General features: G+C 65.6%; 27 protein-coding genes and 1 tRNA gene. 18 read left to right on the top strand and 10 right to left on the bottom strand.

Annotated features, from left to right (window positions below; translation table 11 throughout):
- Window positions 1–311: 311 nt before the first annotated feature.
- From rnr to BFD71_RS28075, 5 genes are all read left to right on the top strand, one after another.
- Window positions 312–2,774 carry a ribonuclease R gene (rnr, locus tag BFD71_RS28095; protein ID WP_069267581.1) on the top strand — a complete coding sequence of 821 codons (2,463 nt, stop codon included), beginning with the start codon at window positions 312–314 and terminating at the stop codon, window positions 2,772–2,774.
- A gap of 220 nt (window positions 2,775–2,994) precedes the next feature.
- Window positions 2,995–3,738 carry a 23S rRNA (guanosine(2251)-2'-O)-methyltransferase RlmB gene (gene rlmB, locus BFD71_RS28090; protein WP_069267580.1) on the top strand — a complete coding sequence of 248 codons (744 nt, stop codon included), beginning with the start codon at window positions 2,995–2,997 and terminating at the stop codon, window positions 3,736–3,738.
- Window positions 3,739–3,850: 112 nt separating this feature from the next.
- Window positions 3,851–4,546, top strand: a complete 696-nt coding sequence (rpiA, locus tag BFD71_RS28085; RefSeq protein ID WP_069267579.1) for a ribose-5-phosphate isomerase RpiA — start codon at window positions 3,851–3,853, stop codon at window positions 4,544–4,546.
- Between the two features lie 810 nt (window positions 4,547–5,356).
- Window positions 5,357–5,950, top strand: coding sequence for a hypothetical protein (locus tag BFD71_RS28080; protein WP_069267578.1), 594 nt, complete (start codon window positions 5,357–5,359; stop codon window positions 5,948–5,950).
- A gap of 72 nt (window positions 5,951–6,022) precedes the next feature.
- Window positions 6,023–6,634 (top strand): hypothetical protein, encoded by a 612-nt coding sequence (locus BFD71_RS28075; RefSeq protein WP_069267577.1) that lies wholly within the window; start codon window positions 6,023–6,025, stop codon window positions 6,632–6,634.
- 165 nt (window positions 6,635–6,799) lie between these two features.
- Here BFD71_RS28075 and BFD71_RS28070 read toward each other — a convergent pair whose 3' ends face one another.
- Window positions 6,800–7,534, bottom strand: coding sequence for a Crp/Fnr family transcriptional regulator (locus BFD71_RS28070; RefSeq protein WP_069267576.1), 735 nt, complete (start codon window positions 7,532–7,534; stop codon window positions 6,800–6,802).
- Window positions 7,535–8,297: 763 nt separating this feature from the next.
- Between BFD71_RS28070 and BFD71_RS28065 the strand changes: the two genes are divergently transcribed.
- From BFD71_RS28065 to BFD71_RS28055, 3 genes are all read left to right on the top strand, one after another.
- On the top strand, window positions 8,298–9,857 hold the full coding sequence (locus BFD71_RS28065; RefSeq protein ID WP_069267575.1) for a mannose-1-phosphate guanylyltransferase/mannose-6-phosphate isomerase: 1,560 nt from the start codon (window positions 8,298–8,300) through the stop codon (window positions 9,855–9,857).
- A gap of 372 nt (window positions 9,858–10,229) precedes the next feature.
- The gene (locus BFD71_RS28060; RefSeq protein WP_069267574.1) at window positions 10,230–10,946 is read left to right on the top strand and encodes a FadR/GntR family transcriptional regulator; all 717 of its coding nucleotides are present in this window, start codon (window positions 10,230–10,232) and stop codon (window positions 10,944–10,946) included.
- Between the two features lie 178 nt (window positions 10,947–11,124).
- Window positions 11,125–12,102 (top strand): Gfo/Idh/MocA family protein, encoded by a 978-nt coding sequence (locus BFD71_RS28055; protein ID WP_069267573.1) that lies wholly within the window; start codon window positions 11,125–11,127, stop codon window positions 12,100–12,102.
- Window positions 12,103–12,171: 69 nt separating this feature from the next.
- Here the strand turns inward: BFD71_RS28055 and BFD71_RS28050 are convergent, their stop codons facing one another.
- From BFD71_RS28050 to BFD71_RS28020, 7 genes are all read right to left on the bottom strand, one after another.
- Window positions 12,172–12,831 (bottom strand): amino acid ABC transporter permease, encoded by a 660-nt coding sequence (locus tag BFD71_RS28050; RefSeq protein WP_028204859.1) that lies wholly within the window; start codon window positions 12,829–12,831, stop codon window positions 12,172–12,174.
- Window positions 12,832–12,953: 122 nt separating this feature from the next.
- Window positions 12,954–13,751 carry a transporter substrate-binding domain-containing protein gene (locus BFD71_RS28045; RefSeq protein ID WP_069267572.1) on the bottom strand — a complete coding sequence of 266 codons (798 nt, stop codon included), beginning with the start codon at window positions 13,749–13,751 and terminating at the stop codon, window positions 12,954–12,956.
- Between the two features lie 83 nt (window positions 13,752–13,834).
- Complete coding sequence (locus BFD71_RS28040) at window positions 13,835–14,869, bottom strand: quinone-dependent dihydroorotate dehydrogenase (protein ID WP_069267571.1); 1,035 nt, start codon at window positions 14,867–14,869, stop codon at window positions 13,835–13,837.
- Window positions 14,870–14,948: 79 nt separating this feature from the next.
- Window positions 14,949–15,722, bottom strand: coding sequence for an arginyltransferase (locus BFD71_RS28035; RefSeq protein WP_069267570.1), 774 nt, complete (start codon window positions 15,720–15,722; stop codon window positions 14,949–14,951).
- A 254-nt stretch (window positions 15,723–15,976) separates the two neighbouring features.
- Window positions 15,977–16,741 (bottom strand): leucyl/phenylalanyl-tRNA--protein transferase, encoded by a 765-nt coding sequence (gene aat, locus BFD71_RS28030; protein ID WP_069267569.1) that lies wholly within the window; start codon window positions 16,739–16,741, stop codon window positions 15,977–15,979.
- Window positions 16,742–16,767: 26 nt separating this feature from the next.
- Complete coding sequence (locus tag BFD71_RS28025) at window positions 16,768–17,313, bottom strand: NUDIX hydrolase (RefSeq protein WP_069267568.1); 546 nt, start codon at window positions 17,311–17,313, stop codon at window positions 16,768–16,770.
- Window positions 17,314–17,459: 146 nt separating this feature from the next.
- Window positions 17,460–17,536 (bottom strand) — tRNA-Met (locus BFD71_RS28020).
- Between the two features lie 232 nt (window positions 17,537–17,768).
- On the opposite strand from BFD71_RS28020, the gene BFD71_RS28015 reads away from it, so the two are divergent.
- From BFD71_RS28015 to BFD71_RS27995, 5 genes are all read left to right on the top strand, one after another.
- Entirely contained in the window at window positions 17,769–18,266 is a 498-nt protein-coding gene (locus tag BFD71_RS28015; protein ID WP_069267567.1) for a heme-degrading domain-containing protein, read from the top strand.
- A 4-nt stretch (window positions 18,267–18,270) separates the two neighbouring features.
- Window positions 18,271–18,618: a DMT family transporter gene (locus BFD71_RS28010; RefSeq protein WP_069267566.1), complete on the top strand. Its 348-nt coding sequence runs from the start codon at window positions 18,271–18,273 to the stop codon at window positions 18,616–18,618.
- A gap of 144 nt (window positions 18,619–18,762) precedes the next feature.
- Complete coding sequence (locus tag BFD71_RS28005) at window positions 18,763–19,047, top strand: DUF1488 domain-containing protein (protein ID WP_069267565.1); 285 nt, start codon at window positions 18,763–18,765, stop codon at window positions 19,045–19,047.
- A 76-nt stretch (window positions 19,048–19,123) separates the two neighbouring features.
- Complete coding sequence (locus BFD71_RS28000) at window positions 19,124–19,837, top strand: TetR/AcrR family transcriptional regulator (protein WP_069267564.1); 714 nt, start codon at window positions 19,124–19,126, stop codon at window positions 19,835–19,837.
- Window positions 19,838–19,909: 72 nt separating this feature from the next.
- Window positions 19,910–21,067 (top strand): enoyl-CoA hydratase/isomerase family protein, encoded by a 1,158-nt coding sequence (locus tag BFD71_RS27995; protein ID WP_069267563.1) that lies wholly within the window; start codon window positions 19,910–19,912, stop codon window positions 21,065–21,067.
- Between the two features lie 94 nt (window positions 21,068–21,161).
- On the opposite strand, the gene BFD71_RS27990 is transcribed toward BFD71_RS27995, so the two are convergent.
- Window positions 21,162–21,587, bottom strand: a complete 426-nt coding sequence (locus BFD71_RS27990) for a hypothetical protein (RefSeq protein ID WP_069267614.1) — start codon at window positions 21,585–21,587, stop codon at window positions 21,162–21,164.
- Between the two features lie 410 nt (window positions 21,588–21,997).
- On the opposite strand from BFD71_RS27990, the gene ssuD reads away from it, so the two are divergent.
- The 5 genes from ssuD to BFD71_RS27965 all read left to right on the top strand — a co-directional run bounded on the left by ssuD (window position 21,998) and on the right by BFD71_RS27965 (window position 25,533).
- Entirely contained in the window at window positions 21,998–23,155 is a 1,158-nt protein-coding gene (ssuD, locus tag BFD71_RS27985) for an FMNH2-dependent alkanesulfonate monooxygenase (protein ID WP_069267562.1), read from the top strand.
- 38 nt (window positions 23,156–23,193) lie between these two features.
- Complete coding sequence (gene ssuC / locus BFD71_RS27980; protein WP_069267561.1) at window positions 23,194–24,051, top strand: aliphatic sulfonate ABC transporter permease SsuC; 858 nt, start codon at window positions 23,194–23,196, stop codon at window positions 24,049–24,051.
- Complete coding sequence (locus BFD71_RS27975; RefSeq protein WP_083245507.1) at window positions 24,048–24,929, top strand: ATP-binding cassette domain-containing protein; 882 nt, start codon at window positions 24,048–24,050, stop codon at window positions 24,927–24,929. Before ssuC ends, BFD71_RS27975 begins: the two co-directional genes overlap by 4 nt.
- Window positions 24,930–24,981: 52 nt before the next feature.
- Entirely contained in the window at window positions 24,982–25,197 is a 216-nt protein-coding gene (locus BFD71_RS27970) for a TOBE domain-containing protein (protein ID WP_028204871.1), read from the top strand.
- Window positions 25,198–25,284: 87 nt separating this feature from the next.
- Window positions 25,285–25,533: a DUF6566 family protein gene (locus BFD71_RS27965; protein WP_069267560.1), complete on the top strand. Its 249-nt coding sequence runs from the start codon at window positions 25,285–25,287 to the stop codon at window positions 25,531–25,533.
- Here BFD71_RS27965 and BFD71_RS27960 read toward each other — a convergent pair.
- Window positions 25,530–26,456: a DnaJ C-terminal domain-containing protein gene (locus BFD71_RS27960; RefSeq protein ID WP_069267559.1), complete on the bottom strand. Its 927-nt coding sequence runs from the start codon at window positions 26,454–26,456 to the stop codon at window positions 25,530–25,532. The two genes, BFD71_RS27965 and BFD71_RS27960, sit on opposite strands and share 4 nt — an antisense overlap.
- Between the last annotated feature and the right edge of the window lie 199 nt (window positions 26,457–26,655).

Below are 26,655 nucleotides of genomic sequence, written 5' to 3'. Positions count from 1 at the left end.
AAGGCGATAAAGCGCGGCTGTCCAGGCGTTGCAGACCGCGTGGAGTGGCCGTCTCGTCGCGCCGCAAGGCCGCTCCCACGGCTCGTAGGGTGCGATGCGGGTGTTAGAATGCCTCGCAGAAGTTCCGCCGGCCAAAGTCCGTGATTCTGGTGCTGCGTGCAGCGTGGCGCACGCAGCGCGAGCGGTCAGGCAATCCACGTACGGGCCGGCAGATTGCAGCACTCGAAGACCGGGCGCCGCCCGCATGTATCTCACATTCGGGCCGCGCGAAATCCGACGTCCACGCAACGAGAACAACCATCGATAAGCCCTTGAGCAAATATCCGTATCCGATTCCCAGCCGCGAAGAGATTCTCGGCGTGCTGCGGACCAGCGACTCGCCGTGCACCGCGAACGATATCGCCGAGGCGCTCTCCATTAAGCGCCAGGAGCGTGAAGGGTTCTTCAGGCGGCTCGCCGCCATGGAGCGCGACGGGCAGATCCGGCTCGACTCGCGCGGCCACTACCAGCTCGCCCATCCTTCGAATTTCGTCGCCGGTCGCGTGCAGGGGCATCGCGACGGCTACGGCTTCCTCGTGCGCGACGACGGGCAGGACGATCTGTTCCTGCCGCAAGGCGAAATGCAGAAGGTCATGCACAACGACCGCGTGCTCGCGCGCATCGTCGGCTATGACCGGCGCGGGCGGCCGGAAGGGCATATCGTCGAAGTCACCGACCGTGCGAACCGCAGTGTCATCGGGCGCCTGCTCAACGAGAACGGCGCGCTGATCGTCGCGCCGGAAGACAAGCGCATCGGCCACGATATCCTCGTCACGCAGAATCCCAAGAAGGCCAAGGTCGGCCAGGTCGTTGTCGTCGAGCTCACCGATTTCCCCAGTCGCCACTCGCAGCCGCTCGGCCGCGTGATGGAAGTGCTTGGCGACATCGACGATCCGGGCATGGAGATCGAGATCGCCGTGCGCAAGTACGGCGTGCCGCACGAGTTCAGCAAGAGCGCGCTCGACGAAGCCGCGAAGCTGCCCGACGCCGTGCGTCCCACCGACATTCGTTATCGCGTGGACTTGCGCGACGTGCCGCTCGTCACCATCGACGGCGAAGATGCGCGCGACTTCGACGACGCCGTGTATTGCGAGCCGATGCAGGTGGGCAAGGGCGAGGGCTTCCGCCTGATCGTCGCCATCGCCGATGTCTCGCATTACGTGCTGCCGGGCGGCGGTCTCGATGTGGACGCGATCGAGCGCAGCACGTCGGTGTATTTCCCGCGCCGCGTGATTCCTATGCTGCCCGAGAAGCTCTCGAACGGGCTCTGTTCGCTCAATCCGCACGTCGACCGCTGTGTGCTCGTGTGCGACATGGTGATCACCGCGCGCGGCGAGATCAAGGCCTACCAGTTCTATCCGGGCGTCATGCACTCGGCGGCGCGGCTCACGTATACCGAAGTCGCGGCGGTGCTGACCAACACCAAAGGCCCCGAGGCCACGCGCCGCGCGGCGCTGCTGCCGCAACTGCAGAATCTCTATGGCGTGTACAAGTCGCTCTTCGCCGCGCGCCAGAAGCGCGGCGCGATCGATTTCGATACGACCGAGACGTACATCGTCTGCAATGCGCAAGGCAAGATCGAGCAGATCGTGCCGCGCCAGCGCAACGATGCGCACAAGCTGATCGAAGAGTGCATGCTCGCGGCCAACGTGTGCGCGGCGGACTTCATGAAGCGCCACAAGCACCCGGGCCTGTACCGCGTGCACGCGGGGCCGACCGCCGAAAAGCTCGAAAACCTGCGCACCTTCCTGCGTGGCATGGGCCTTTCGCTCGGCGGCGGCGACACGCCGCACGCGAGCGACTACGCCGCGCTGATGGCGCACATCCGCGACCGCCCCGACGCGCAGATGCTGCAGACCATGCTGCTGCGCTCGATGCAGCAGGCCGTGTACAGTCCGGACAATATCGGTCACTTCGGTCTTGCATACGAGGCTTACGCGCACTTCACGAGCCCGATTCGCCGCTATCCCGACCTGCTCACGCACCGCGCGATCTACGCGATCCTGCAGGGCAAGAAGTACCAGCCGCAGGCGCCCGAGGGCGTCGAGCTCAATACCGCGCTCTCGCCGCGCGCCCGCGCGCTGCAGGCCGAGGACGAGGAGAAGCGCGGCAAGCGCGCCCGCGGCGCCAACACGGCGATCTGGGAAGAACTGGGCCTGCACTGCTCGGCGAACGAGCGCCGCGCCGACGAAGCCTCGCGCGATGTCGAAGCCTGGCTCAAGTGCTACTTCATGCGCGACAAGCTCGGCGAAGAGTACGGCGGGATGGTGAGCGGCGTGACGTCGTTCGGCATTTTCGTGCAGCTCGACGCGCTCTTCATCGAAGGTCTGGTGCACGTGACGGAACTGGGCTCGGACTACTTCCAGTACGACGAGATCAAGAACGAACTGCGTGGCGAGCGCACGGGCATTCGCTATCGTCTGTCGGACCGCGTGCGCGTGCAGGTGAGCCGCGTGGATCTCGACGCACGCAAGATCGACTTCCGCCTCGTGCGCGATACGCCCGTGAAGCCGGGCGGCAACCGGCCGATGCCGGTCGACAAGAGCACCATGGAAGGTGGACCGCGCGTGCGCGCGCTGCCGGGCGGCGACATGGCGCGCCAGAAGAAGGCTGCGCCGGCGCCGAGCGTCGCGGTGAAGGAGGCGCGCGCGGCACGCGGCGCCGCCAAGACCGCGAAGAAGCGCTCGGCCGTGAAGCCGGCGCCCAAGAAGCAGGCGCCGCGCAAGAAGCGCTGAGCGCCATGCATGCGGAGCGTCAAACGCGCTCCGCAGCCAGTACCTATCCGGGCCGCGCCGCCGTGCGCGTGCCCGGTTTTTTCACTTGCTTGCCGCGCCGGGTTTTGCCGCATGGGCGCGCGGCTTGCATACGCCGGACCGCACGATGCGGCCGGCTGACTATCGTTGCTGGCGGCGCTGTGTCTGCGCCGCGAAACGTTCATCAGGGGTTGTATCAGTCATGTCACGTCTCAAGGTTCTTTACGGGTTTCATGCGGTGACCGCACGCTTGCGGCACGACGCGTCCACGGTCGAGGATGTCTACTACGATCCGACGCGCCGCGACCGCCGCATGCAGGACTTCCTGCACACCGCGAAGGAAGCCGGCGCGCGCGTGATCGCGGCCGACGAAACGCGCCTCTGGGGTCTCGCGCACACGGAGCGCCACCAGGGCGTGGTGGCCCGCGTGCACGATCTGGCGCTCGCGCAGAATCTCGCGGAGCTGCTCGACGGCATCCAGGGCTCGCCGCTCTTGCTCGTGCTCGACGGCGTGACCGATCCGCACAATCTCGGCGCGTGCCTGCGTGTAGCCGACGCGGCCGGCGCGCACGCGGTGATCGCCCCGCGCGACCGCGCCGTCGGTCTGAACGCCACGGCCGCGAAGGTGGCGAGCGGCGCGGCGGACACCGTGCCCTATATCACCGTGACGAACCTCGCGCGTGCGCTGCGCGAGCTCAAGGACGCGGGCGTGTGGGTGGTCGGCACCGCCGACGACGCGAGCGCGAGCCTCTACCAGACGAAGCTCGACGGTCCGGTCGCGCTCGTGCTGGGCGCCGAAGGCGAGGGCATGCGCCGCCTCACGCGCGAAACCTGCGACGAAGTCATGCAGATTCCGATGGCGGGCACGGTCGAGAGCCTGAATGTTTCCGTCGCTTCGGGCGTCTGCCTGTTCGAAGCGGTGCGCCAACGCTCGGCCGCGCGCTGACCGCCGGCAGGGTCAGCCGTTTCGCGATCCTGCGAGATGCGGGCAGCCCGTGCCCGCATCTCCGGTAAACTATGCGGATTCCGCGTTTTTCTCCTCCTCGGGCTGTACTCCCATGACTCAAGACGAACTCAAGCAACTGGTCGGCCAGGCCGCCGCCGACTATGTCAACGCGAACGTGCCGGAAGGCGTCGTAATCGGCGTCGGCACGGGCTCCACTGCGAACTGCTTCATCGACGCGCTGGCGGCGAGCAAGGGCCGCTACCGCGGCGCCGTGTCGAGCTCGGTCGCGACCACCGCGCGCCTCGAAGCACACGGCTTCAAGATTTTCGACCTCAACGAGATCGAATCGCTGCCCGTATACGTGGACGGCGCCGATGAAATCGACGGCGCCGGCGCCATGATCAAGGGCGGCGGCGGCGCGCTCACGCGCGAGAAGATCGTGGCTTCGGTGTCGGACGTGTTCGTCTGCATCGCCGATGCGAGCAAGCGCGTCGACGTGCTCGGCCAGTTCCCGCTGCCCATCGAAGTCGTGCCGATGGCGCGCACGGCCATTGGCCGCCGCGTGACGGCGCTCGGCGGCGTGCCGGTGCTGCGCGTGCAAAAGGACGGCTCGCCCTTTATCACCGACAACGGCAACGAGATTCTCGACGTGAAGGGCCTGCGCATCAGCGACCCGCGCACGCTCGAGGCGCATGTCAACGCATGGCCGGGCGTCGTGACGGTGGGTCTGTTCGCCGCACGCGGCGCGGACTTCTGCCTGCTCGGCGGCGAATCCGGCGTCGAGCGCATCGATTACCGCAAGGCCTGAGCGGCCTCGCGCGAGCGGCGCGTGCAACAGGCTTGCGCCTGATTGCCTGTGCGCTGCCGCTCTTTATTCCGGCAGGCCTGCGTGGCCTGCCGAACCGAACGTCGCGATTAATCATTAAAAGAACGCGATTTTCCGGATCTGGTTGTCCGCGCATCTATCTGAGACTTCAATTTGCCCTTCAATTATTTTTGAAAGGGAATCTCAGAATTCAAGGCGTTCGCAATTCGCTACGTTGAGAACCGCACACAAAAATGCGAATGACGTAGCAATAATCTGACTGTCTGAGATATAAATTCACCGTCCGGCGGCGTTATGCAAACAATTCGCTAAAAGAGACGTCGAAGCGACCGGACAGGGGAAGGGCGGCGCGCGAAAATGCGCGGCGGCCCATGGGTTTCGGTCAGGCGGTGCGCGAAAGTTGCTGGCGTACGCTGCGTGGCGCACGGGGAAATAATGACAACAGCGGGTGTTGAACGATTTGTGTCGGACTACTATTCAATGCGGGTCCGAAAAAAAGGCACAGGGTTTTACGGGGTATTCCTTTTTGCTCTCCGGATTTTCAATTCTGCATGATCGCCTGATTTGCGCGAATGCGTAAAGCTTGGTGGCGTTCTGCGCGCGAATCTAATCTGGTAACTCCATTAAACGGTCTTCCTATATCGGGCTGGTCCGCGGGGATATTCGCGCGTAGTAAATGCAGTGATTTTATCGGCATTGCAATTGAAGTCGTGTTAAATGCGCCCGCACTATCAGGGGGAGTGTGCGCGCATTCATCCAACGTTCCCCTGTTTTATCAGGAAGACCACAATCATGAAGAAGATTCAGGCCATTTCGCTCGCCGCCATGCTCTCTTTCGCTTCGGCTGCCGCATTCGCAGGCGGTGCCGGCGGTATGGGCGCGCCGTCGTCCTCCACCACGTCGGCGGTGGGCGCAGCGGGCGTCGGCTTTGGCGCTACGGCACTCACGTCGAACTCGACCTCGTCGGTCAACGGCAGTTTCACGTCGGCGCTGACGGTGCCGGGCCATATCGACGCTACGGTGTCGCAAGGCAACCAGTCGTTCTCGAACGCGAGCCTCACGTTCGGTTCGAGCTACACGACGCAAAACGGCAACTCGCAGACTTACGGCCAGACGGCTAACGGCAACGTCGGCCAGACCGGCACGACGACCACGAACCAGAATTCGTCGACGCTCGGCTTCACGAGCGCCACGCAGTCGGGTTCGCAGAACTTCAATTCGTCGGTGATCAACACGTCGTTCAACGGTTCGAGCGGCAGCTACGGCGGCTCGGGCTTCACGTCGAACGCGAGCGCGAACGGCACCGGCACGGCCAATGCCGATGGCGGCGTCGGCATCGTCGCAGCGGGCGGTTCGGGTTCGCTCACGGGCGGCATGCACTGGTAATCCGAACGGGTCAGCCGTTCACTAGCGCGTCGGAGAGGGGGCGCTGCCCCCTTTCCGTTCACGGAGAGAAGAATGAGCAAGCTGAAACAAAAAATAGCCGTTGCCGGGGTGTTGCTGTTTGCAGGCGCCGCGTGGGCGCAAACCACGCCGACGATGACGTCGGGGACCACGTCCACGTCGAGCCAGACGAGCACGGTTTCCAATACCGTCGTATTGCCGAGCGGCGGTACGTCGGACGTCACGTATCACGGCGGCTACGATGTGCGCACGACGCCGACGGTCTATGCGCCGGCCTTGACGGCCTCGGTGACCGAGACCTGCTGGGGCAGCATTTCCGCCGCGGTGTCGGTGGTGGGCGTGGGCGCGACGGCGGCGGGCACCATCAAGGACATGGACTGCAACAAGCGCTTGAATGCGGCTGTGGCATGGCGCATGGACCGCAAGGACATTGCGTTCAACATCATGTGTCAGGAAGACGACTTCCGCGAGGCTGCCGCGCTGACCGATCATCCTTGCGGCGACAATCGCAAGGTCGCGAAGAATGACGGCGCACCCGTGCAGTTGCGCAGTGCCGACACGAGCCCGGAATCGAAGCTTCAGGAGCCGACCGACCCGTTCGTGCGCGAACGCGAGCATTTGCCCGCCTTGCCGCTTGCACAGGCGGTCGTGCCTTCGGCTCATTGAATCGCGCAAGGCTGAAGAGAAGAGGGCGCGCTCCTGTTCTCTTCAGCTGGCACCGCAAGATGCGATCGATTCGGAATCCTGTGCAATGCTGTTCCCTTCGACTTTGCTTGACGAGACGCGAATGAACTCGCGGTGCGCAACGAAAACGCGCGCGCGATTACGCGCTCATTCGACTGTTTCCGCCTGGTGCAGGCGCGGCAGCAGCCGGTCGAATTCGCGGCGCACGAGCCCGTAGCACTCGCAGGCGCGGGCTTCGAGGCCCTCGCGATCGAGCACGCGGATATGGCCGCGGCTGTGATGGATCAGGCCTTCGTCGTGCAGCTTGCCGGCCGCTTCGGTAACGCCTTCGCGGCGCACGCCGAGCATGTCGGCGATGAGCTGCTGCGTGACGCTGAGATCGTTGGACGCCACGCGGTCCACTTCGATCAGCAGCCAGCGGCACAGCTGCTTGCTGAGCGAGTGGTGACGATTGCACGCAGCGGTCTGTGCGACCTGCGTGAGCAGCGCGTGCATATAGAGCAGCATGAGGCGGCGCAGGAAGTCCGAGCGCGCGAATTGCTGCTTGAGGGCTTGCGCGCTCATGCGATAGGCGAAGCCCGCGCATTGCACCTGCACGCGGTTCGGCATCGTTTCGCCGCCCGTGAGCACGGGCACGCCCGTCATGCCTTCGCGGCCGACTGCCGCGATTTCGACCGAACTGCCGTCCTCCATCGTCGAAAGCAGCGAGACGATCGCGGTAGTCGGAAAGTACACGTGATGAATGCGCTGGCCGGAATCGCAGATCAACTGTTCGGTGCGCAGATGAACGAGTTCGAGGTGCGGGGCGAGAGCCTGCCATTCGTGCGACGGGAGGGCGCCCAGCAAATGGTTGCCGTGAAGATCGGATTGAAGGGTTAACATGACTGGTCCTCGTGCGAAGCGGCGCGAGCCGCCTCCTGTTTTTTGATTCCGTGCGCCGAACTCGTTGTTGTCTGCCGTTTCCCGTGCGGCTCTTGTGTTCGTCGTGCCGGCCCCATAGTCCCGCTTGTTCGTGCCTCGTCCCACTCTCGCGTTTGTCTGCGCGGTTTCGTTCGTCCGCATCTGCGCTCGTGTGGCGATCTCTCTTTAGCAGGGTGTGTGCCAGTTGGTGCGAAAGCACGCATTGAAGCGGCTGAGCGCGAGTCGGCCATGCGGCAGCGCGGCGAAACACCGCATTTTTGTTTCAGTTTTGTACGGCGAATTTGCGGACCACCGCCCTGCGCATCGCCTTGGTGGAAGTCGCAAGCCGGTGATTTCATTGAATTATTTCTCCTGTCGAGCGGGGGATTCAGAAATGGCTCCTCGTTGAAACATGGCTCCGGGGCGATTCGGGCAGCGACCAGAAAACAAGCGGTTTTGATTCAGTTCTGTTGCAACGCAAACGAAGCCGCCGAAAAAAAGTTCGGCGCTGAAACGTCGCGTGCGAGTGGCTTTACGGCGCGCCCGCCGTTGCGCATGCGATCAGTGTGGGTATGCGTACAGATTGGCATGCCGAGGTTTGCTCCAATGAGGTCCGTAAAAAGCCTCGAGGCGTTGTGAGGCTTTAGAGGTCCGGGAGGCGCGTGACGCTTCGCACGAGCCCGCCGGCAGGCAGGCGCGGCGTTCGTCGACGTGACCCGACGTATTTCAACGGGGAGCTCACTGCATGAATCAGCTTGTGACGCCTGCCGGTTTGATCGCGGCAGCCAATGAACCCGAAGTCGCGCTCATCGTTCAGCCCGTGGTGCTGGCCGGGGGCTCGGGCACGCGGCTTTGGCCGCTCTCGCGCGAGCACTGCCCGAAACAGCTGATTGACCTGCTCGACGGCGAGTCGCTGCTCGAAGCCACGGTCCGGCGGCTCGACGGGGTGTATGCCGAGGCGGGCGCGGCGATCCGCAAGGCCGCGCCTGTCGTCGTGAGCAGCGAGGAGCTGCGGCTCATGACCGTCGACCGGCTCGGCCGCAGCGGCACGCCCGCTCGCGTCGTGCTCGAACCGGTCGCGCGCAACACGGCGCCGGCGCTCACTGTGGCGGCGCTGGCGGCGCGCTCCGGGCACGAGGCGACGCTCGGTCGCGATGGCGCGCTTGCCGGATGCGACAGCGACCCGGTGCTCATCGCCATGCCGGCGGACCACCTGATCGCGGATCGCGCCGCGTTTGCCGCCGCGCTCGAGGAAGCAGTGGGGTATGCGGCGCGCGGCGCGATCGTCACGCTGGGCGTGCCGCCGCAGCGCGCGGAGACCGGCTACGGGTACATCGGCGCGGGCGCGGCGCTCGGCGCGAGCGGCGCACGCGTGATCGAGCGCTTCGTGGAAAAGCCGGGCGCCGAACTCGCGGCGACTTACGTGGCCTCCGGCGATTACCTCTGGAATAGCGGCATTTTCGTGGTGCGCGCATCGGTGTGGCTTGCCGCGATCGCGCACTGCCGGCCGGCTATCGCGGCGCAATGCGCGGCGGCGTTCGAGGCGGCCGCCATCGACGCCGACGGCACCGTGCATCTCGACGCCGCAGCGCTCGCCGCGTGCCCGTCCGATTCCATCGACTACGCGGTGATGGAGTCGCTCGGCGCCGACGCACGGCTCGCGGGCGTGGTCGTGCCGCTCGTGGCCGGCTGGTCCGACGTGGGCGCGTGGGATGCGGTGTGGCAGGTGTCGAACAAGGACGAGAGCGGCAACGTGGCCCGCGGGCGCGTGATGTTCGAAGACGTGACCGACACGTTCGCACATTCGGACGGACGGCTCGTGGCCTGCGTGGGTGTCCACGGCGTGGTGGTGGTCGAAACGGCCGACGCGGTCCTCGTCGCGGCGAGAGATCGCGTGCAGGACGTCAAGGCGATCGTGGGCAAGCTCAGGCAGGAGCGCAGCGCGGTCGCGCAGCATCACCGGCGCGTGGAGCGGCCGTGGGGCTGCTACGACTCGCTCGATCAGGGCGAACGCTTCCAGGTCAAGCGCATCGTCGTGAAGCCGGGCGGGCGGCTGTCGCTGCAGATGCATCATCACCGCGCGGAGCACTGGACCGTGGTGCGTGGCACGGCGCGCGTCACGCGCGGCGAGGAGGTTTTCCTGCTTTCGGAAAACGAATCGACCTATATCCCGCTGGGAGTGAGGCACCGGCTGGAGAATCCGGGCAAGACGCCGCTCGAGATCATCGAGGTTCAGTCGGGCGGATATCTGGGCGAAGACGACATCGTTCGCTTCGACGATGAGTACGGCCGGATACAACGGTGAACAAGTACAACATTGAAAAGCACGATGTTGGGCCGCGCGCGAAAAAGCGTGCGCAGAAGAAACATGCACGCCGGCATCCCTGCATATGCACAGCCAGGGACTGCCGATCGATTTGAAGCCAGTTGAAAGCGTGCCGATTGAAGTAAGCGGGCGATCCATACGATCGCCTTACAAAAACAGCAGCGCAAGGGCCGACGTAACACGCGTAAATACGAACAAGATGCATGCCGCAAGCATCATGTCAGGAGATATCCTGGCTGGCGAATTATGCGAAGCGCATGCAACGTAATACCTAAGTTCGACGACGCACGAGGGCCCGCGCAGTATCCGGCAAACATGGGCGATAACGCCCACATCGGGGGGGGTAGGGTCATGGAACTGGGGAACAAGGAACGCTCGCTCGTCAGCAAGGTGATGGACGGGCTGATTTCAGGCATCGTCGAGGAGCGGTATGGCGCCGTGCTGCCACCGCAGGACATCCTCTCGAAGGAGTTCGACGTGAGCCGCACGGTGATGCGCGAGGCGCTCTCCATGCTGCTCGCGCGTCATATGCTCGACGTGCGGCCGAAAATAGGCACGCGCATCCGGCCCATGCGCGACTGGCGCATGATCGACGAGGACGTCGTGAACTGGCGTTTCCGCTCGAAACCGGACAAGACGTTTTTGCGCGACGTAATCGAATTTCGCGGCCTGATCGAACCGGCGGCGTGCGCGCTCGCGGCCACGCGCGCGAGCGCGGCGGACATTGCCGGCATTCGCGAGGCGTTCGAGGCGCTGCGCCAGACGAGCACCGACGATCCGAATTTCCAGACCGCCGACGCGCTTCTGCACACGCGCATCCTCGCGGCGAGCGGGAATCAGTTTTATCAGCAGATGGCCGCGATCATTCGTGGCGCGCTCTCGCTGGTGAATCCGATTCTCAGCACGCGTGACGGCGGCTGGAACAACGTCGTGGCGGCCCATGGGCGCATCGTCGAAGCGATCGAGCGGCGTGCGCCGAAAGAAGCCGAAGCGGCCGCGCTCGCGATGATCGAATACACCGCCGACGAACTCACTCGCGCGCTCGCGCCGGAGTTGGAGCAGCGCTAAGGCCGTTCGCGGCGTCGCTTCGCTCGCATCGATCCAGGCGCTGTGCGTGGATCGATGCGAGCGCATTGCGGCGCGCCGCGTGTGCCGGTATCGTGCGTGTCTTTGGGTGCGCCGCGCGTGACGTACATGACGTACGTCGTGCGGCCGCCCTCGACTTCACAGCCGGAGCACGCAGCACATGAGCGAAACACAAACGATACGTTGGGGCATCGTCGGCGCGGGCCGCATTGCGCATCGCTTCGCGCAGGGCGTCGCGCACGTGCCGCATGCGCGCGTCGAAGCGGTCTGGTCGCGGCGCGCGGCCACTGCGCAGGCGTTTGCCGCGACCTGCGGCGCGCAGGCGTGCGAGAGCGTGGATGCGCTCTTCGCGAGCGGCATCGACGCCGTGTATATCGCCACGATGCAGGACAGTCACGCCCAGTACGCCATTGCCGCGCTCGAAGCCGGCCTGCCCGTGCTGTGCGAAAAGCCCGCCACCGTCAACGGCGCGCAGCTCGAACGCGTGCTCGATGCGGCGCGCCGCGCGCAGCGCCTCTTCATGGAGGCGATGAAGCCGCCTTTTTATCCCCTCTATCGAAAGTTGCGCGCGCAACTGGACGATGATCCTATCGGGCCGGTCGGGTTCGTGCGCGCGGGCTGTTCGGTGGCCAGCGTGCCTGCCGACCATCCATCGCTTTCGTTCGAGCAAGCGGGCGGTGCGCTGCTCGACATCGGCGTGTACGAAATGTTTCTTGCCGTCGACTGGCTCGGCGCGCCGCGCGAGGTGCAGACCGTCGGGCGCCTCGGCTCGACTGGCGTGGATACCTTCGCAAGTCTCAATTGCCAGCATGAGCGCGGTATTGCGCAATTATTCTGCGGGCTCGATCTGCACGGTTATGGCGACGCACTGCTGGCGGGGCCGCACGGCAACGTGACGATACACGCGAACTGGTGGAATCCGGTTCGCGCAACGGTGCGCTATGTGGATGGCCGCGTCGTCGAACTCGACGAGCCGTTCGAGGGTGGCGGCCTCAACTACGAAACGGCGCACTTCTGCGAGCTGCTGCGCGCGGGTGCGCTCGAAAGCCCGGTGATGACGCACGATACCTCGCGCCGCATGTTCGCCATGGCCGACGCGGCGCGAGCGGCGCTCGGACTGCGTTTTCCGTGCGAATGACACGCTAAACAGCGGCCCGTAAGCGAAACGGCCCGCATGTGCGGGCCGTGTCTGTAAACGCATGTGCTATCAGTGGCGTGCAGGCAGCGCGAGGCGCCTTTCGTACCAGTGCTGCACCCATTCGAGCACCTGGCAAAGCACCCAGTACACGGCGGCCGCCGCGAGATAGAGCGGCAGCGGCTGATACGTCGAAGCGATGATTTCCTGCGCGCTGCGCAGCAGCTCTGTCACGGTGATGACCGAAACGAGCGAGGTGTCCTTGATGAGGCTGATGAGGCTGTTCGAGAGACTCGGCACGGCGATGCGCAACGCCTGCGGCGCGATCACGTAGCGCAGCGTCTGCGTGCGCGAGAGGCCTAGGCTATAGGCCGCGAGCCACTGTCCGCTATGAATGCCGAGAATCGCGCCACGCATGCTCTCCGAGAGATAGGCCGCCACGTTCGCAGAGAGCGCGATCACGCCTGCGGGCGTCGGGTCGAGCGAGATGCCGACGCTCGGCAATCCGTAATAAATGACGAAGATCTGCACGAGCAGCGGCGTGCCGCGCATCAGGCTCACATACACGCGCGCGATGAACACGAGCGTACGGTTCGAGCTGATGCCCATGAGCGCGAGCACGGCACCGCCGATGAGCCCGAAGATCATCGAAAGCACGGCGAACTTGACCGTCAGCACCGCGCCCTGTGCGAGCACCGGCAGCGACTGGATGATGAGCGTATAGATGGGCATGGGCGTAGGTAACGAATGGAAGTGGCGCGGTTTGCAATGGAGGCATATGTGCGAAGGGCGGCATCGTGCGATGCCGCCCTTCGCGTCAGCCGGACTGTGCGGCGCTCGCGATCATTGCCGGATCATTGCGAGATCGGCTTGGTCACGTCGATGCCGAACCACTTGTCCGAGATCTTCGTGAAGGTGCCATCGGCTTCGAGTTGCGTCATCGCGTCGTCGATCGCCTTGGCGAACTTCGGATTGCCCTTCTTGAACGGGATGGCCGACGGGTTGCCGGCGCCGACCATCGCGCCCGTGCGCAGCGGCAACTGCGAGTTCTTCAGCAGGTAGGCGAGCATCAGGCGGTCGTTGAGCGCCGCGTCGAGGCGGCCCGCTGCGAGGTCGCGCAGATACTCGGGGGCGCCCGGGTAGGTCTTCACGTCGATGCCCGGCACCGACTTGGCCATGTCCATGTAGTTGGTGCCGAGGCCGACGCCGAGCTTCTTGCCCTTGAGGTCTTCGAGCGTCTTGAACTCGCGCGTGTCGTCCTTGCGCTGGATGAGCTGCGCGGCCGAGTACGTGTACGCCGGCGAGAATTCGAGCACCGCCTTGCGCTGGTCGGTCACGCCGACCTGGTTCACGATCACGTCGAACTTGCCTGCCTGCAGGCCCGCGATGATGCCGCTCCATTCGGTCGTGACGAATTCGGGCTTGAGGCCCATTTTCGCGGCGACGGCTCGGGCGATGTCGACGTCATAGCCGACCAGCTCGCCGTTGGGCGCCTTCGAGTTGAACGGGGGGAACGTGCCTTCGAGACCGATGCGCAGCGTGCCGCGCGCCTTGACCTGGTCGAGCAGGTCATCGGCGTGGGCGCTGGCTGCGACGAACGATGCGCCAACGATTGCAAGTGCAAGGAGTTTTTTCAGCAAACCGGATTTCATGTTTTCCTCTTGTTCTGCTGCTGCGATTCTGGTGCTAGTGCACAGCGCCTCCGATGCGCCATGACTAGCCTGCCACTATAGCTTTACGCGCGGCCCGGGGCCAGCGCCCGCGCACATTCGGCGACGAGTGCCGGGCCGCGGTAGATGAAGCCCGTGTAGACCTGCACGAGCGAGGCGCCGGCCGCGATCTTCGCGCGCGCGTCGTCGCCCGAAAAAATGCCGCCCACGCCGATGATCGGCACGTCGCCGCCCAATTCGGCGCGCAGCTTGCGGATCACGTTGTTCGAGGCGTCGAATACCGGGCGTCCCGAGAGGCCACCCGTTTCGTTCGCATTTGGCATGCCTTCCACCGCCGCGCGCGAGAGCGTGGTGTTGGTCGCGATCACGCCTTCGATCTTGTGGCGCAGGAGCGTATCAGCGATTTCCTTGACCTGCTCGTCGTCGAGATCGGGCGCGATCTTCAGCGCGAGCGGCACGAGCTTGCCGTGCATGTCTGCGAGACGCTGCTGCTTGTCCTTGAGCGCGGCGAGCAGGGCGTCGAGCTCGCCGCCGCCTTGCAGCTGGCGCAGATTCTTCGTGTTCGGCGACGAGATGTTGATTGTCACGTAGCTCGCGAACGGATAGACGCGCTCGAGGCAGAAGAGATAGTCGTCGGCGGCGCGCTCGATCGGCGTGTCGGCGTTCTTGCCGATATTCAGGCCGAGAATGCCGCGATAGCGCGCGGCCTGCACGTTCTTCACGAACTGCTCGACGCCGTGGTTGTTGAACCCCATGCGGTTGATGATGCCGCCCGCCTGCGGCAGCCGGAAAATGCGCGGGCGCGGGTTGCCCGGCTGCGGGCGCGGCGTCACGGTGCCCACCTCGATGAAGCCGAAGCCGAGCGCGGCGAAACCGTCGATCGCGGCGCCTTCCTTGTCGAGGCCCGCGGCGAGTCCCACCGGGTTGCGGAAGGTGAGGCCCATGACGGTGCGCGGCGAATCGGGCACGCGCGGGGCGAGCAGGCCCGCCATGCCGGTGCGGCCGGCGGCGCCGATCATGCGCAGCGAGAGGTGATGGGCGTCTTCGGCGTCCATGCGAAAGAGCTGGTCGCGGACGAACGGATAAAGGGTGCTGAACACGGGAAGAAGGCGCGGGCGCCAGAAAATGGGAACCCGCTATTTTAGCGGTAACGCGGACCCTGGGCGATGCGCCGCAGGCTCAGGCTTCGGGCGTGAGCGGCGTGAGTGGCGCCCATGCGCCGTCGAAGAGCCCTTCGAGCGGCTGAAAGTGCGCCTTGTAGGCCATTTTCGGGCTCTCGCGGATCCAGTAGCCGAGATACACGTAAGGCAGCTGAAGGCTGCGGGCCTGCTCGATCTGCCAGAGGATGTTGTAGGTGCCGTAGCTCGTGTGGAGCGTGTCCGGGTCGAAGAACGTGTAGACCGACGAGAGCCCGTCGCCGAGGATGTCGATCATGCTCACCATGCGCAACGCGCCGGGCTCGTCCGGATGAGCAGGGTCCGGCTCGCGGAATTCGACCAGCCGTGAGTTGATCCGGCTTTGCAGCAGGAACTGCTCGTACTGGTCGCGGCTGTCGCGATCCATGCCGCCGCCCGCGTGGCGCGCGGACTGATAGCGCATGTAGAGCGCGTAATGCGCCTCGTCGTAGTGCAGCGGCGCGACCGTGGCGACGAGCGCGCCGTGCCGCTTCCACGCGCGACGCTGCGTGCGGCTCGGCGTGAAGCGCTCGACCGGCACACGCACCGGCACGCACGCGCGGCAGCCATCGCAGTAGGGGCGATAGGTGAACACGCCCGAGCGCCGGAAGCCGGCCTTCACGAGATCGGTATAGACGTCGGAGTTGATGAGATGACTGGGCGTTGCCACCTGCGAGCGCGCGATGCGCCCCTCCAGGTAACTACAGGGGTAGGGCGCCGTTGCATAGAATTGCAGCGCGGAAAGCGGTGAAAGCGGCAGCTCGTTTGGATGCGTCACGTTGGCAGCTCTCGTAGCAGTTCGGATCGTCGCGTGGCGCGCGCGTCGCGCACCCAGCCTCACGCGCAAGCCTTGCCAGGCCACACGGCGAGCCGCACATGGCGTGCCAGGGAAGGCCGGGCTGCGATGGGTTCGCTATTCAGTCTAACATTGACGCCGAACATGTATCCATCGAATTGCGTGGGCTGTCGCAAGCTCGCACGCGAGCGATCATACGCCGCTCATGTGCCACTCATTTGCCGCTCGCCTGCCATTCACGCTGCGGGCAAGAACTCGTCTGGCGCGCCCCTGCCGCCGAGCAGATCGGCGAGCACGGCTTTGTCGAACTTCCAGGGAATGGGCGCGGCATTCACGTGCGTGCGCACGTGGGCGATGAACGCCTTGCGCGAGATTTCGCGCCCGCCGAGCGAGGCGAGATGCGCGGTGTTCTGCTGGCAATCGATCAACTCGACGCCGTGACGGCGCAGATGCGCGACGAGGGCCGCGAGCGCGATCTTCGACGCGTCGGTCATGGAAGCGAACATCGACTCGCCGAAGAACATCGTGCCGAGCGCCACGCCGTAGAGGCCCCCCACACGCTCGCCGCCGAACCAGGCCTCGACGCTGTGCGCATCGCCCACGCGGTGCAGGGTGGAGTAGGCGTCGATCACGTCGCCGGTGATCCACGTGCCGCGCTGGCCGCGCCGCGGCGCGTTCGCGCACGCGCGCATCACGGCGGCGAAATTGTTGTCGACGCGAATTTCCCACGCGTCCTCACGCAGCACACGCTTGAGCGTTTTCCTGAAGGAGGGTGAGACCTTGAATTCGTCGGGGCGCAGGATCATGCGCGGGTCGGGGCTCCACCAGAGCACCGGCTGGCCGTCCGAGTACCACGGGAAAATGCCGCGCCGGTAGGCATCGATGAGGCGTGACGGCAACAGGTCCGCGCTCGCGGCGAGCAGGCCTGGCGCGCCGCTCGACGCGCCGAGTGCGCGCTCGACGGCGGGAAACGGTTCGTCGGGCGAAAGCCAGGGGACCATCGTCGCGGGCTTGGTTAGAAGGGCGATCAGCCGTCGCGCAGCGAGCGCAGGACGTCGCCGGTGTGCAGCCCGAAGCTGCCCGACTGGCGATCGGCGAAGAAACAGCGCAGGGTCTGCCCGACCGTTGGGAACGCAATGTCGTCCCAGGGAATTTCGTGCTCGTCGAAAAGCCGCACTTCGAGACTTTCCTCGCCGGCTGCGATATCGATGTCGAGCAGGCGCGCGAGATAGAACAGATGCACCTGATGCACACGCGGCACGTTCAGGAGTGAAAAGAGGTTCTGCACCTCGACGCGCGCGCCGGCTTCCTCGAGCGTTTCGCGTGCCGCGGCTTCGGCGGTCGTCTCTCCCATCTCCATGAAGCCGGCGGGCAGCGTCCAGTAGCCGTAGCGCGGCTCGATCGCGCGGCGGCACAACAGCACCTTGTCTTCCCAGACCGGAACCGTGCCGACCACGTTGCGCGGATTCTGATAGTGGATGGTGCCGCAGTGTGAGCAGACGTAGCGTTCGCGATTGTCGCCGGGCGGAATGAGCAGGCTGACCGCCTGACCGCAAGTCGAGCAGAATTTCATGGGCACGATAGGGGGATGGGTGATGCGAGTTTATCACCGCTCAGCGGCTTCGCTCATGTGCCCAGCGATGGGAAGACCGCGCCTGGAAGAGGCGTAAACGGAAAAAGGGTTACAGGCCAATGACCTGTAACCCTTTCGAATTCTGCTGGTTGCGGGGGTAGGATTTGAACCTACGACCTTCGGGTTATGAGCCCGACGAGCTGCCAGACTGCTCCACCCCGCGTCCGTCGAAGAAAAGATTATATGACAGTTCGCGCCGCGTTGCAACAACAAATGACGAGCGCCTTTCCACGCGTTTGCAAAAAGTTTGCAGGACACGCGTGGATGGCTTCTTGAATCGTCAGGATAGAATCGGGGCTCGTTCGGCGCCGTGCACGCTCTTCGCGATGTTCACGCTGCGCCGTTGCCTTGTACAACGCACTGCGACAACGCACTGCGCCTCATTTGCCTCTTCCATGGACATTCCCATCGATCTGCAATCGATAGCCGCGCAAGAGCATGCGCTGGTGTTTCCGCGTTTCGACGCCGATCGTGCCTGGCAGCTCGGCTCGCATCTGCATGAACTCGCGCGCGCCCGCGCGCTGCCCGTCGCCATCGATGTGCGCACCTTCGGCCAGCAGCTCTTCTTTTGCGCGCTGGACGGCGCCACGCCCGACAATGCCGACTGGGTGCGCCGCAAGTCGCGCGTGGTCGAGCACTTTCGGCGCAGCTCCTATGCGATCGGCCTGCGCATGCAGCAAACCGGTTCGACGCTTGCCGACAAGCACGGCCTGCCGATCGCCGATTTCGCGCCGCATGGCGGTTCGTTTCCGCTCACGGTGGAGGGTACGGGCGTGATCGGCTCGATCACGGTCTCGGGCCTGCCGCAGCGCGCCGATCACGAACTGGTAGTCGAAGCGCTCTGCGCGCAACTCAACGCCGACTACGCGCAGCTCGCGCTCGCGAAGGTCTGAGACGATGCGCATTCCTCCGTTCTCGGCCTGGGCCTGGCTCGTCATCGCGATCGTCGCGGAAGTCATCGCCACTTCTGCGTTGCGCGCGTCGAATGGCTTCACGCGGCTCGTGCCGTCGGCGATCGTCGTGGTGGGGTATGGCATCGCGTTCTACGGGCTCTCGCTCACGTTGCGCAGTTTGCCGGTGGGCATCGTCTATGCAGTGTGGTCGGGCGTGGGCATCGTGCTCATTACGCTCGTGGCGATGGCGCTCTATCGGCAGGTGCCCGATCTGCCGGCCGTGCTCGGGCTCGGGCTCATCGTGGCCGGCGTGGTCGTGCTGAATCTGTTCTCGAAGATGCAGGCGCATTGAAAGACGGCGGCCGAACCGGCCACCGCACTGGCCACATTCGCGCCAGACATTGCGCCCTGCGCGTAACATGGCCGGTTACCGCCGTGCACCGCGTCGTCCTCCGGCGGCAGTGCTTTCTGCTGATTTTCCCCATTGGGGCTGGACATGATCATTCGTTTTCCCGCCGACGCGCCGCTCTATCGCGACGCCAATCTGACCGTGGTCTTTCCCGCGCTCGTCGACGGCACACGCGTTCCCTGCGCGATTTCCGTCGAGGCGCTCGAGGACCATTTCGGTGCGCTGCCCGCGAACCGCGACGCGTGGATGCAGGCGTTCGACGCCGGCCGATCGCGCATCGAAGCTGTGGCGCGCGCCCATCTCGAACTCAGCAACGGCACGCCGGTGCTGCTCAAGAGCGGTCACTTTCCCCCCGGACGCCTGGACTCGTAGGCTTGTACGCGTAGTCAGGCACGCCCCGCACGGGCGTCACGGGAAATTTCGGTTGCCGCAACTGGCTAGCGTCGTCATGAGCATCGTCGAACGCAAGGACCGCGAACTCCACGCAAGGCACGCAGCACGCGCGCACGATCAGCGCGAGCGCATCCTCGACGCTGCACGCCGCATCGTCATGCGCGACGGGCTCGCCGCGCTCTCCATGCGCAAGATCGCCGACGCGATCGGTTATTCGCCTGCGTCCCTCTATCTTTATTTCGCCGGCCGCGACGAGATTGCCGAGGCGCTCGGCCGCGAATGTTACGCGCAACTGCTTGCGCAGCTCGAACCGCTCGGGCTGATCGCCGACGCGCGCGAGCGGCTTCATGCCCTCGCGCATGCATACGTGGCGTACGGCTGCGACCATCCGCAGACTTACGAACTCATCTTCATGGCGCACAAGACGCGCGCAGAGCACGTGGGACCGGCCGCACGCCGTCATCGCGCCGCGCTGGCCGAGGCGGCGGGCGAGCCTGAGGCCGGCGCTGCGCCGGCCTGCGGCGCACAACTCTTTGCCGCGACGCTGTCCGTGCTGACGCCGCCAAGCGGGGCGCATGTCGATGGGCCCCTGCTTGCGCAGTCGCTTTGGGCCACGCTGCACGGCGCGGTGATGCTCACGCTCGCGCGTGCCGGCTCTGAGCACGCGGCGCCCGGTCCGTTGATCGACGCCACGCTCGATGCGTGGTTCGGCGCGCGCGCCGCTGCGGCTGCGTCGCCGGCCGCGCAAGCGCCCGGTGTGGCGTCGTGATAGCCTCAGAGTGCCTGTGATCGCGCCTCGCCCGATTCAGGCGCCGCTCATCGTTCTGCCTTGCCAATCGCCATGTCACACGAAGCCAACGCAAGCCCGACCGCAGCCGACGCCGACTCGCACGTGCTTACGCGCGTAGCGAACCGCATCGGCTATATCGAACTCGAGCGCCCGCAGGCGCTCAATGCGCTCACCACCGCCATGGTCCGCACGATGCACGCCGCGCTCGATCGCTGGCGCGACGACCCGGGCGTGCTCGCGGTGATCGTGCGTACGCGCCACCCGCGCGCGTTCTGCGCGGGCGGCGACATTCGCTTTTTGTACGAGTCGTACCGCGCGGGCGACCAGGCGGCGCTCGACACGTTCTTCGCCGACGAATATCGCCTCAACCACGCCATCTTCACGTTTCCGAAGCCGTACATCGCGATGCTCAACGGCGTGGTCATGGGCGGCGGCATGGGCATCTCGCAGGGCGCGCATCGCACGGGCGGGCTGCGGCTCGTGGATCCGACCACGCGCATGGCGATGCCGGAGACGCGCATCGGCCTCTTTCCCGATGTCGGCATGGGCTGGTTCCTCGCGCGCACGCCTGGCGCGATCGGCCGGTATCTCGCGGTGACAGGCGAGACGCTCGATCAGGCGAGCGCCGTGTATGCGGGCCTGGCCGATGCGTCGCTCGACGAGTCTGCGTGGCCGGCGCTGCTCGATGCGCTGGAGAGCGAGCCGTTTGCGAGCGGCGCGGAAGTGGTCGCGCGCATGCGCCAGGCGGCGCTGCCCGCGCCCGAATTGCGGCGACTCGCCGAAGGATCGTCGCTGGCCGCGGTGCGCGGCTGGATCGACCAGCATTTCTCGCTCGCCGATGTGCCGGCCATGCTGGCATCGCTCGAAGCCGCTCGCCATGCGCGCGCGGGCGACGAGGCAAAATGGGCCGGGCAGATGGTGGACGTTCTGCGCGAGCGTTCGCCGCTTTCCATGGCGGTGTCGCTCGAGGTGGTCTCGCGCGCGGAGGGCACGATGGCCGACTGCCTGCGCCGCGACCTCGACCTCACGCGCTCGAGCTTCGCGATTGGCGACGTGCTGGAGGGCATCCGCGCGCGCATCATCGACAAGGACAATCAACCGCATTGGCGCTTCGCGAATATCGAAGACGTGCGCCGCGAAGACGTCGAGCGGATGTTCGAGAGCCCTTGGCGCTTGATGGAGCACCCGCTGCGCGAACTCATCGGTTGAGCTGGCTGGCGCGAGGGAGCAGTGGAGGAGGTGTGAGGGGGAAAGCGCGGTGGGAAAACGCGGGCCGCGCATTGCGCACGGCCCGCAGGCGCAGTCAGTCTTCGGCCGTTTCGCTCATGAACGCGCGCATGAAAACCAGCGCGCCCCAGCCCCACATCGCATTCGAGGCGAAGCCCGTGGCAAGCCGCGGCAGCATGTTGCCGGTCGGCCAGATGCCGCGCAGAGGATCGACGACGAACACCATAGCCGCAGTGAGGACGATGCCGCCGAACACGAAGGCCTGAACCCACGGCGCGGGCCGCGAAGGCGACACGCGCAGCAGCCACGCCATCAGCACGGCCCAGATGGCGCTCCAGATCGCATTCACGAGGAACTCGGGCAGCCCGAGCGGCTGGAATGGGTTCGTCGAAAATCCGGCCGCGTCGATGACCTGGGCGGCATGCAGGAGCGCGAGCGTCGCTTCGCGAAAGAAGAGCGACGCGAGAAAGCCGGATACGAACGGCAGAATCAGTTTTTGCATGGAATCGTGCGAGAGCTTCTTGGCCTCGCTGCGCAACGCGCCTTATGGAGCGTGATGCGCGCGGCGTGCCGGTGTTTTTGTGGGTGCGTGCGCCATTATATCGGCGCGCGGTGCGCGCGAGGCGCACCGTACGCTAAAGCGTCGGGTAAAGCACGAAAGTGGAAAACCTAAGCTCAAAAAAATCGTTCTAAAGGGTGCGAGCGGTCCCTAGACTGGTTCCCCATGAAGACGGCGCCGCCGTCGCCGGGCGCTCTCGCGAGGCGCACGGGGAACGCGCCGGCGCATTCCGTCTGCTGTCGAATCCTCTCAATCGAGCCACGAGCGGCGCATTCGCTTGCGCGGCGTGCCCGCGCGTGCTCGCTGGCCGGCAGTCACCCGATTCGTTTCGAATTTCCAGGCAGGAGCAATGCATGAATGTGTTCTGGTTCATCCCGACCCACGGCGACAGCCGCTATCTGGGCACGACCCAGGGCGCGCGCGCGGCCGATCTCGCGTATTTCCAGCAGATCGCCGCCGCCGCCGATACGCTCGGCTATGAAGGCGTCCTGCTGCCTACCGGGCGCTCGTGCGAGGACGCGTGGGTCGTGGCGTCGAGCCTCATCGCCGCGACACGGCGCCTGAAGTTCCTCGTGGCGATCCGCCCCGGCCTCTCGTCGCCGGCACTCTCCGCACGGATGGCCGCGACGTTCGACCGGCTCTCCAATGGCCGTCTGCTCATCAACGTCGTGACGGGCGGCGACACGGCCGAGCTGGAAGGCGATGGCCTCTTCGTCGATCACGACACGCGCTACGAAATCACCGACGAGTTCCTACATATCTGGCGCAAGCTGCTCGCCGCATCGCACGCGAACGAGGCGATCGATTTCGAGGGGCGACATCTGCGCTCGGTGGGCGGCAAAGTGCTGTATCCGCCAGCGCAGCATCCGCATCCGCCGTTGTGGTTCGGCGGCTCGTCGCCGGCCGCGCACGCCATGGCGGGCGCGCACATCGACACCTATCTGACGTGGGGCGAGCCTCCCGAAGCCGTCGCGCGCAAGATCGCCGACATCCGCGCGCGCGCCGCCGAGCACGGCCGCACGATCCGCTTCGGCATTCGCCTGCACGTGATCGTGCGCGAGAGCGAAGACGAAGCGTGGGCCGCCGCCGACAAGCTCATCAGCCACCTCGACGACGAGACGGTTGCGCGCGCCCAGGCCGCATTCGCGAAGATGGATTCGGAAGGCCAGCGCCGCATGGCCGCGCTGCACGGCGGCAAGCGCGGCACGCGCAAGGACCTTGAGGTGTATCCGAACCTGTGGGCTGGCGTGGGCCTCGTGCGCGGCGGCGCGGGCACGGCGCTCGTCGGCAATCCTGAACAGGTGGCCGCGCTCATGAAGGAATACGCGCAGCTTGGCATCGAGACGTTCATCTTGTCCGGCTATCCCCATCTCGAGGAATCCTACCGGTTTGCGGAACTCGTGTTCCCGCTGCTGCCTGGGCGCACGGCGAAGGGCGCGGGCGGCCCCCTTTCGGGGCCTTTCGGCGAAGTGGTCGGGAATCACTATCTGCCGAAAGTGAGCCAGAGCTGAGGCGCTGGAGAACGGCAGCAATCGTGGAGGATGCAACGATGACGCAATCCGTAGTAAGGGCCGCACCCGCGCGCGATCGCACCACCGCAGGCGGTGCGCTGCGCGCCGCGCGGAGATTCGTGCGGGCGAGCCGGCGGCGGCTCGCGCCCTGGCTAGTGCCGCTGGCGGTGCTCGTGATCTGGGAGATCGCCGCCAGGAGCGGCGCGCTTTCGACGCGCGTGCTGCCCGAGCCGCTCGCCGTGGTGCGGGCGGCCTGGTCGCTGATCGAGTCGGGCGAAATGTGGGCGGACGTGCGCGTGAGCACGTGGCGGGCGCTTTCGGGGTTCGCGATCGGCGGCGGCATCGGGCTCGTGCTCGGATTGGCTACCGGGCTTTTCAAGCCCGCGGAAACCGCGCTCGATTCGACCGTGCAGATGGTCCGCAATATCCCGGCGCTCGCCATGATTCCGCTCGTGATTCTGTGGTTCGGCATTGGCGAGGAGGCGAAAGTCTTTCTCGTGGCGCTGGGCGTGTTCTTTCCCGTCTACGTGAATACGTTTCACGGCATCCGCTCGGTGGACGCCAATCTCGTCGAGATGGCGCGCAGCTATGGGCTCAAGGGTTTCGCGCTCTATCGCGAGGTGATTTTGCCGGGGGCGTTGCCATCGATTCTCGTCGGCGTGCGCTTTGCGCTTGGGCTGATGTGGGTGACGCTGATCGTCGCCGAAACGATCTCCGCGCAGTCGGGCATTGGCTACATGACGATGAACGCGCGCGAATTCCTGCAAACCGATGTGGTGGTGGTCGGCATCCTGCTCTATGCGGCGCTCGGCAAGCTCGCCGACTGGCTTGCGAAGTCGCTCGAACGCGTGGCGCTGCGCTGGCACCCCGCTTATCAACAGGAGAACGAAGCATGAGCGCGAGTCAACTGGCGTCGAATTACGGTGTGGGGTGGGAAGATGCCGGGCGCGTGCAGGCGCGCGAGCGAAACGACAGGGCGCAAGCGGCGCGCGAGGGCGTGGCACCACGTACGCCTACGCCCGAAGTGGACGCCGCCGTTGCCCTTCGCGGTGTGGGCAAGCGCTACGGCGAGCACGCCGTGCTCGCCGGCTTCGACCTCGCGATCGAGCGCGGCAGTTTTGTGTCGATTGTCGGACGCAGCGGTTGCGGCAAGTCCACGTTGCTGCGCCTGATCGCCGGCCTCGAAACGCCCGACGAGGGCGTGGTCGAGCGGCGCGGCGCAGATGGCGCGCCGCTCGATACGCGCATCATGTTTCAGGACGCGCGCCTCTTGCCGTGGAAGACCGTCTTGCAGAACGTGATGCTCGGACTCGGGCGCGGCGCGCGTGACGACGCCCGCGCGGTGCTCGACGAAGTGGGCCTGCTCGCGCGCGCCGACGAGTGGCCCGCGCGCCTCTCGGGAGGCCAGCGCCAGCGCGTTGCGTTCGCCCGTGCGCTCGTGCATCGTCCGAGCCTGTTGCTGCTCGACGAGCCGCTCGGCGCACTCGACGCGCTGACGCGCCTCGAGATGCATGCGCTGATCGAGCGCCTTTGGCGCGAGCATCGCTTCACCGCGTTGCTGGTGACGCACGACGTGCACGAAGCTGTCGCACTCGGCGACCGTATTCTGCTCGTCGAGGCAGGGCGCATCGCGCTCGATCAGCGCGTGCCGCTCGAGCGCCCGCGGGCGCGCGTCGACGCACGCTTTGCTGCGCTCGAGGAGAGCGTGCTGCAGCGCGTGCTAGGCCACGGCCCACTGCCAGCCGCCGGGCGGCCAACGGGCGCAGTGGCTTAAATTATTCATCAGGAATCCTGTTGTTTTTACTCGAACCCACGGAGCCGAATCTATGAGCATTACCGCTATCAACGTGCGCAACCAGTTTCGCGGCAAGATCAAGGAAATCATTCGCGGGCCCGTCGTTTCGGAAGTCGATGTCGATACGGCATTCGGCATCGTCACCTCGGTCATCACCACGCGCTCGATCGACGAACTCGAGTTGAAGGTGGGCTCGGAAGTGGTCGCGCTGGTGAAGTCGACGGAGGTCTCGATCGCGCGCCTGTGAAGCGTGCCCGCGCGCCGGCGCCGCCTGCGAGTCGCGGCGCGCGCAAGTGCTAGCATGAACCGTCAACGGAAGACGGAAGAGGCGAGCATGGAGCCGAAGGGCATCGACATGGGCGACTACCAGGAGCGCTACAAGGACTACGATATTGAAGTCGCAGTCGAGCAGGTGCTCACGGGCGTGAAGGCGCACTATCGTGTGCTGAAGGACGATACTATCGTGGAGGACTGGCAGCTCGTGCCTATCACGCGCCTCTGGTCCACCGAGCACGCGGCGGCCGAGGCGGGCTTCGAAGCGGCGCGCGCGTGGATCGATGCGCGCGGCACGCAAGCGAGCTAGCGTTTGCCTTGCGAACTCGCGCTGGGCGACTGGCTTGCCCGGCGCGCTGCATCGGCGAACATGTCGCGTAGTTGCTGGCGCTCGGCCCCGGTCAAATGTGCAGCGGCGGCCGGCATCGTGAGGACCAGGTGCAGCGTGAGGTTGCCGCGCCCGCCGTTGCGGTCCGCGAGTCCAAGACCCGGCAGACGGATCGGCGTGCGCGCATTCGCGTTCGCCGGGATTTTCACGTCGAACGTGCGGCCGAGCACCTTGGCCTGAACACCGCCGCCTAGCATGGCCGTCACGAAGTCGACTGGAAGCTCGCAAGCGAGATCGAGCCCGTTGCGCGTAAAGCCCGGGCCGCAAACGATGGAGACGGAGAAAGTCGCGTCTCCCGGTGGGCCGCCGTTCACGCCGGGGTGGCCGCCGTCGGCCACCACCAGACGCTGGCCGTCCCATGCGCCGTGTGGAATTGCGACCACTTCCGACTTGCGCCATGTCTTTACGCCGGTGCCGTGACATTGTTCGCAAAGCGCGCCGCGATCTTCCTGTTCGCACGCGGGACACGGACCTTTGACAGGGTAGTGGGCTTGAACGCCGCCGCCATTGATCGCGACTTCTAGCGGCACGAATAGCTCGACGAGGCAGTTGGCGCCGCGCATGGGCGGCGCCGCGCGACGCTGACGCGGTTGCGCTTCGCCGTTGCGGGTCTTGCCGGCCGGACTCGCGGCGCCAGTTGTCCTCGCCGTTGGCGCGATGCGCCTGCCGCTCAGAATCTCGAAGGCCTCCTGAATGAGCTTGAAGACCGGCTCGACTGCCGCCTCGCGACCCTTGTTGCGGTCGGGGTGGTACTTCGCGCGCAGTTGACGGTAGGCGCGCTTGATTTCTGCCGGGGACGCAGTCTCCGGCAGGTGCAGCCGCCTGTAGTATTGCTCGAAGCTCAAAGACGTTCCCGGGTGTCTCTCGTGCACAGACGCAATTGAGCCCGCAACCCGTGCGGGCTCATTTGTTCACTGCTGAATTCTTTGGGGTGGCTGATGGGACTCGAACCCACGACAACAGGAATCGCAATCGAGTCGGCGAACAGCAAATTCAGGTTAAAAATCAAAGCGCTGTGATTTTGATTTCGGAATATGGCCCACT

Source organism: Paraburkholderia nodosa, assembly GCF_001718195.1.
In the GTDB taxonomy this organism is placed as follows: Bacteria; Pseudomonadota; Gammaproteobacteria; order Burkholderiales; family Burkholderiaceae; genus Paraburkholderia; species Paraburkholderia nodosa_A.
The sequence above is the reverse complement of the archived record's forward strand: the minus strand, read 5'-3'. Positions and strand labels throughout refer to the sequence as shown.